The 6,550-nt window shown below is 64.6% G+C and carries 5 protein-coding genes and 1 pseudogene; 1 reads left to right on the top strand and 5 read right to left on the bottom strand.

The features are described 5' to 3' along the window. Positions 1 to 144 precede the first annotated feature (144 nt). The 5 genes and pseudogenes from ACFVZH_RS39635 to ACFVZH_RS39615 all read right to left on the bottom strand — a co-directional run. On the bottom strand, positions 145 to 1,425 hold the full coding sequence (locus ACFVZH_RS39635; protein ID WP_384905418.1) for an MFS transporter: 1,281 nt from the start codon (positions 1,423 to 1,425) through the stop codon (positions 145 to 147). Positions 1,426 to 1,598: 173 nt separating this feature from the next. Next, positions 1,599 to 2,813 (bottom strand): acetyl-CoA carboxylase biotin carboxylase subunit family protein, encoded by a 1,215-nt coding sequence (locus ACFVZH_RS39630; protein WP_384905416.1) that lies wholly within the window; start codon positions 2,811 to 2,813, stop codon positions 1,599 to 1,601. A gap of 7 nt (positions 2,814 to 2,820) precedes the next feature. Continuing rightward, positions 2,821 to 3,858, bottom strand: coding sequence for a 2-ketoarginine methyltransferase (locus ACFVZH_RS39625; RefSeq protein WP_384905414.1), 1,038 nt, complete (start codon positions 3,856 to 3,858; stop codon positions 2,821 to 2,823). Positions 3,859 to 3,917: 59 nt separating this feature from the next. After that, positions 3,918 to 4,961 (bottom strand): pyridoxal phosphate-dependent aminotransferase, encoded by a 1,044-nt coding sequence (locus ACFVZH_RS39620; protein ID WP_384905412.1) that lies wholly within the window; start codon positions 4,959 to 4,961, stop codon positions 3,918 to 3,920. A 382-nt stretch (positions 4,962 to 5,343) separates the two neighbouring features. Further along, a pseudogene (locus ACFVZH_RS39615) lies at positions 5,344 to 5,666 on the bottom strand (transposase); the annotation flags it as partial. Between the two features lie 8 nt (positions 5,667 to 5,674). Here ACFVZH_RS39615 and ACFVZH_RS39610 point away from each other — a divergent pair. After that, positions 5,675 to 5,890, top strand: a complete 216-nt coding sequence (locus ACFVZH_RS39610) for a helix-turn-helix domain-containing protein (protein ID WP_384905410.1) — start codon at positions 5,675 to 5,677, stop codon at positions 5,888 to 5,890. Positions 5,891 to 6,550: the final 660 nt, after the last annotated feature.

Below are 6,550 nucleotides of genomic sequence, written 5' to 3'. Positions count from 1 at the left end.
CACGATCCACGGCCGCGACTGACGTTTCCCCACGACCAGATCAACGACCATCCGAACCGAAGGTCACATGATCAACAGCTTCTGTTAGGACCCCTTAGCGCACGATCTGACACGGATGTTCCTCGGGCCCCTACGACTGAAGGGTCAGTTGGAGACGGTAAGGCGTTGGGTCGGCGGGGTCAGGAGGCCGGAGTGGTGCAGGAAGGCTATGGCGATTGTGCTGACGCAGCCGACGGCCGAAAGTGTAGCCCAGGCCAATTCCGGTGTTCCTGTCGCGTGTGCTGTGTCCAGTATGGCGCCGGTCATCAGGTTTCCTGCGGCGATTCCGATACCGCAGAGGGTGTTGTAGAGGCCGTAGTGTGTTGCCACGTAGCGGTTGTCGGCGAGGGTGACGATGATGTCCATTTCGAATGGGTAGGCCAGCATGGTTCCGAGGTTCAGAAGCAGAGCCGAAAGCAGTATCGGAACGGTGGCCAGGACCCAATGCCTGGATTCCTGCGATGGTGTCACGGCGATGGACGCCGCCAGTGGTGGTATGAAGCCGAAAGCCATGCAGGCCAGCCCGAGGATCAGCGATCGCGCGGAGCCGAGTGTCTGCTTGCACCATGCCGTGAGCCGGGTCTGCCAGATGACGGTCGTCAGTCCTGAAAGGGCGAAGACCAGCCCGACACCGATGGTGCCGGCCAGGCCCTCCCCGGCGATGCGCCTCAGTTCCAGAGGCACGGCGAGATAGATCTGGAACGAGAGTGCCTGCGAGCCGATCATCACGACGGAGAACAGCAGGAAGGGACGGTTCTTTACGACGGTCCGCCACTGGGAGAGGACGGATTCTCGACGTTCTGTGTCGGCCGGGGCGGTGCGGGCGGGCAGGGCGCGCAGCTGGATGGCCGTGAGGACGGCGAAGGCGCAGGCGGACACTGTGCAGGTCAGTTGGAAGCTGATGCCTGTCAGCGCGATTCCGGCCAGTGGGCCGAGCAGGATGCCGCCCTGGAAGAAGACGTTGAAGAGGGCGAAGCCTTCCACCCGTCGCTCGCCGGTTTCAAGGGCCAGGTAGGCGCGGACGGCCGGGTTGAACAGGGCCCCCGCGAGACCGATGAGGGCGGATGCCGCGAGCAGCGCGGGTAGGGAGTGGACGAAGCCGAGGGCGGCGAATCCGACCGTTCGGAGCGTGAGGCCGGCCATGATCATGGGCTTGTAGCCGACCCGGTCGGCGAGTGTGCCGCCGAAGAGGAACATGCCCTGCTGGCTGAAATTTCGCACACCCAGAATCAATCCGACAGCCCAGGCTGCGATTCCCAGTGTGCTGGACAGGTGTTGGGCCAGGTACGGCATCAGCATATAGAATCCGAGGCTGATCGTGAACTGGTTGATCAGGAGTAGCTGCACGGTCCGGTCGAAGGACCGTAATTGCTGAACCAGTTTCATCGTCATCCTCGAACTCGGCATGCCGGCCAGGTACTGATCGCCCGCTTCGCCGTCCTACTTCGTAGGACGGCGAAGCCATTCGGGAAACCAGTGCATGAGGTGCTTGCTATGTGCGACCTGCGCAGTCTCGCACCGTCTCGATATTTGTGTTTTTTCGAATTCGGTATCGGTCGCTAGCTCCAGGAAAACCCTTCGGCGATGCGGGCGGCTGTGTCTGAGAGTTGGGTGAGCAGCCGGGGTTCGTCCGGGGCGGAGACGGTCCAGGTGGCGATGAAGTCGCTGGAAGCCCTGTCGCCGTAGCGGGCGCCGCCCCAGTCGTCGCCTGCCTGCGTGTGCAGGGTGAAGTCGTCGATCTGGACGGGATTGACGGGAACCCGTTCCACTGTGCCGTTTCTCGGTGGCAGCCCGAAGTTCGCGACCATCGGTGCGCTGCGCAGATGGTCGTGGACGGCCTGGAGGTCTACGGGGAGCCGGCATTCCGTGCGTGCCCACAGGTGGCGGGGATCGAGTCCCAAGACGCGTGTGAGCATGGTGGGGACCGGGCCGCCTCCGACCCGGGCGGCGACCTCGCACAGCACGATCCGTCCTTCGGGGGTGACGAAGAATTCCGCGTGCATGAACCCGGGGGTGCCGGGCAGGGCATCGGCCAGGCGGTGCGTCTCGCGGACGAGGGGTGCGTGGAGTGGATCGGTGGGTGCGAGGGTGTGGCTGCCGCTCGGTTCGTCGGACCAGTGGGACAGGCACCCGTCGCCGATGTAGCGGGAAGGTACCGCGACGACCGGCCGGCCGTCGACCAGCAGTGCGTCCACGTGGTACAGGTCGCCGTCGATGTACTCCTCGACCTCATAGCCCGTAGCGAGGACAGACCCGTCGAACCGGGCGACGTCGTCAGGAGTCCTCAGGATGGCTACGCCCAGCGACCCGACGCCGTCGCGGGGTTTGACGACAACCGGGCCACCCAGCGTTTTCATGAAGGTCTGGATGTCAGCGACATGCTTCGCGGGTGCGTGTTTCGGTACCTGGATGCCGCCGAGTGCTGCGTGGTGTTTCATCACGAGCTTGTCCCGGTAGGCATTGGCATCGTCGGGCAGCAGCCCGGCTATGCCGAATTCCGCGCGTATGGCAGCCGCCCGGGCGACGTCCTTCTCCGCGAACGACAGCACGGCAGTCACCGGCTCGATCCGGTGCACGGCACGGGCCGCTTCCATTACAAGGCGGTCATCGGAGTAGTCGTCGACCCGGATGTCCACGTCCGGAGCGGCGACGGAGACCGGCGCATCGCGGGAGGTGATGACGGCCAGCTGCCCCCGCCTGCCGTCCAGCCAGGTATGCAGGGGCAGGCGGTCGTGGCGGTGGCGGTGGGAAGGGCTGAGGAGAGCCAGGATCATCGTGGCGCTACTCCTGCTCGCCCTGCGTGCCGAGCAGGTAGCCCAGCTCCAGTGCGGTGGAGTCGACCCGCTGGTCGGGATGGCCGCTGGCCAGGGTTGCCAGCCCCGCACGGCGGAACATCGCCTCCCAGAACTGTTTCGGTTCCAGGCGCTGCTCGGTGATGGTGTGCAGGAGGAAGTACGGGTTGTAGTAGGCGAGCCCGAGTCCGTGCGCCATGACGCTCGGGTCGTCGTGCCGCTGGTCCACCTCGATCACCGCCCAGTGGGCATCGGGGTACTTGGCGAAGACGTCCTTGAGTAAGGTCTCGACGGCGTCGGCCCCCTCCTGTTCCAGCATCTCCTGAAGCACGAACGCGGTCAGGAAGCACACACGCCCGGACAGCTCAAGACCCGTGGCGTCTTCGGCCTTGGCATGGTGGATACGTACCCTGTGGCCCAGTCCGAGACGGTCGACCTGGGCTTGCGCGAGCTTGGCACCACCCGCGTCCGGCTCGACGCCGACACCCTTCCACGTGGGGTGCCGCTCCAGGAGCTGGATGAGGAACGAGGCATCACCACAGCCCAGATCGACCACGGTCAGCTGCTCGTCGGTGAAACGCTCCAGGAGCTGGTCCACCAGGGGCAGCGCGTCGTACAGGCTCATGCCGCAACTGCCCGCACCGACACTTGCGCCGTCGCGAGTGGCAAACGGAGCACCGGACTTCAGGACGTCTCCCAGCTGCGTGAACGTCGTCGAGTAACCACCGATCAGCAGCGTGTACCACGCCTCGAACGGCGCGTAGGAGCGCGCCTTGTCCGTCAGACGCCAGCCGCCATCCGACTCCACGAGGAGACCCTCATTCGCCAGATACCGGCACAGGCCCGCCAGACGGCGCGGGTACAGACCGAGCCGGCCAGCCAGCGCCCTTGTGTCCAGGCCGGGTTCGGCATCCAGCTCCCGGAAAAGGCCGGTCTGCATGAGCTGGTGAATTCCATGTGCCAGCGCAAAGTACCTCACCGGCTGAAGAGCATCGATCAGCCGGTTCTCGAAATCGTTCTCGATCACAAATTTACCTATCAATTGTCAGCGTTCCATCTGAATTGAAAAGAAGACTCAAACGAGCTTCAACGTGAGCTGCCGACAGAGGCGTCGAACTGAACAGTGGCGGCGGCAAGCGCCCACTCCAGGAGTGAGAGGTCCTGCTCGGTTCCGATACTGAATCGAATCCAGTCAGGCATTCCCATCGGCGCGCAGTCTTTGACTTCCACTCCGAGATCTCGGAGTGCCGCCGTCAAGCGGCCGCCATCCAGACCCTCACGACACTTACCGATCACAAAGCTGGCCTGCGTGGGTGGCGCATCCTCGAACAGTCGGCTGTTCGCCACACACGCCCGATACTGCGGCCTCATGGCCGCAACATGAGCCTGACTCCGGGCAATGTGCTCGAGATCCGAGAGAGTCCCCTCCGCAGCGTGCAGTGCAACGGAATCCACCGAGTGAAACCGCTGGCGCTCCCGCAGCGACGCAATGCGGCGAGGCGATCCCACCAGCACCCCGAGCCTGATCCCGGCGAGTCCGTACACCTTCGAGAAGCTGCGAAATATCAAAAGATTGGCATTGTTGTCATCGGAAACGGACGGCATGAGGGAGTCGCGGTCCGAAAACTCGATGTATGTCTCGTCCAGAAAAACAAGTTCCGCCGACGCCGCCGCAGCATCCATCCATGAAGGAGAAAAGAAGTTCCCTGTGGGATTATGAGGCTGGGCAAGGAACACCACACCGCCCGACGCCAACTCCTCCGGATCGCATGAGGGCTCAAAACGGTCATCCAGTACAATGCGCCGGACCTTCTTGCCCAGCACTTCAGCCCGATGAGAATAGGCATCGAATCCAGGCCTCACCGTCCAGGCGGAGTCGACGAGCCCCAGCGCGAGATCGATCGCCTCGTCCACTCCGTTCACCAGAAGGATCCGGTCCAGCGAGACGCCATAAAATCGCGCCAACAGTTCAGAAACACGGCTGGCGGCATCACGTGGGTAGCGATGCAGATCCCGCGCGGCAGAGGCCACGGCAGCAATGGCCTGCGGAGACGGACCCAAGGGATTCTCATTGAAATCCAAATATGCGCGAGAGGGCTCGCCTGCCCGACTGCTTACTGCTTCATTCATGGTTCGTCACTTCATCCTGATCGGGCATTTTTCAACAATAAATCCCAAAGAAATACTCTATCCGCATATCTGTTCTGATAGGTGGGTAATCGGTGCCCAATTTGCGGCTGGGTGCGACTCCCGCCAAGCGCGCCGTGGCGCGGTTCCGTCATCGGAGTGGAGGCCGCCGCCCGGTAGGGATTGCTGCGGGTTCTCCAGGTCGGCTCTCCGGGGCGGTTGAAGTGACCAGAAGCCCGGCGGGCAGATGTTCCCTCGAGCGAACGTTCCCGGCCTGGCCTCCGGGCCCGGTATGACTGTCCCCTCTGTCGAAGGCATGACCTGGGGGGTGTCTCTATGTCCTTCGTCAAGGACGTAGTGCCGGGTATGAGGCTGTTTGGGATGGTCATGCGGCGAGGGTGATGGTGGGAACTCTGGACTCGTAGAAGGTTCCGTCGCGGAGCATGGCGAACAGGACGCTGATGCGTTGGCGGGCGAGGCGGAGGAGAGCCTGGGTGTGGGTTTTGCCGCGGGCTCGTTGCCGGTCGTAGTAGGTGCGTGAGGCGGGGTCGGCGTTCATGCAGGCGAAGGCGGAGAGAAGCATGGCGCGTTTGAGCTGCCGTTTCCGCCTCTGGGTGCGTGTTCGCCGTGGATCGAGGTCCCGGACGACTTCGTCGTCGGGGCGAGGCCGGCATAGGAGGCCAGGTGGGCGGCACAGGGCCGGGAGGAATCCGCTGATGATCCGCAAGTCTCCGGCCCGCAGGCTGGCACCGGGCCCCGAGCGTGACCGGGTTGCCGCCGAGCTGAAGGCGAAATACGAGGCGGGCGCCTCGATCCGGGCTCTGACGCAGGAGACCGGCCGTTCCTACGGCGGGGTGTATCGCCTCCTGACCGATGCCGGAGCGGCTCTCCGCTCGCGTGGTGGCGCGACGCAAGGGGGCTCGGCTCCGTGATCCCGCGGCCGCCGCACAACACCAAAGGCGGTGTCCTGCCCGGTGCCGGCGGCCCCGGAAGCGCAGGTCCCTTCGGGCTTTGGGGCAGCCCGGACACAGAGCCCGAGACAGAAGGGGAGCCCGGCGGCCGGACGTCGCACCGCAGGACCCGTCCCATTCCGCCTGAGAGCCCTCGTTCTCCACCTTGCGGGCGGCCTCGGACTCCGGGCTGCGGCAGGTGATGTGCACGCTCTCCTACCAGGTCTGAGTGCCCGGCTGGCCGCTCACCGCCTCCCCCAGCGCGTTCGTCGTCAACGCCGAGCCTTCTGTGACTGCGCGGGCCTCGGGGCCCTCATATCGGCCCGCAACACCGCCCGCCGCCGGGGAACCCACCTGCGCTGGCAGCACATACCCGAACACCTCCAATGACTGCTGCGCGCCACTGGAACCCGCCTGACCGGTACCTCCCCGCCGCCGGCAGGGACAGCACCGCTCACCGAGGCGGACAGTCTCCCCCTGCGGCCCGCGTGCTATACGTGGAGAGTGAGCAGCGGGCCCGTGAAGCCGCCGCCCCTGTACCGGCCTTGGTACTGGTGGGCTCGCGTATTCAACTGTCGTGAGTATTGCTGCCAAAGCGTCGGTGCAGTCACTGTCTGTTGGGGTGCCGCAGGTCATGGTCTG

The sequence above is a fragment of the Streptomyces sp. NPDC059534 genome (assembly GCF_042743475.1).
Taxonomy (GTDB): Bacteria; Actinomycetota; Actinomycetes; order Streptomycetales; family Streptomycetaceae; genus Streptomyces.
Note: the sequence above shows the minus strand (reverse complement) of the source record. Positions and strands in the feature narration are given on the sequence as shown.

Excerpts from the sequence above, each read along its gene's own strand:
- ACFVZH_RS39635 (WP_384905418.1), bottom strand. The coding sequence starts at position 1,425 with ATGAAACTGGTTCAGCAATTACGGTCCTTCGACCGGACCGTGCAGCTA.
- ACFVZH_RS39610 (WP_384905410.1), top strand. The coding sequence starts at position 5,675 with ATGATCCGCAAGTCTCCGGCCCGCAGGCTGGCACCGGGCCCCGAGCGT.
- ACFVZH_RS39620 (WP_384905412.1), bottom strand. The coding sequence starts at position 4,961 with ATGAATGAAGCAGTAAGCAGTCGGGCAGGCGAGCCCTCTCGCGCATAT.
- ACFVZH_RS39630 (WP_384905416.1), bottom strand. The coding sequence starts at position 2,813 with ATGATCCTGGCTCTCCTCAGCCCTTCCCACCGCCACCGCCACGACCGC.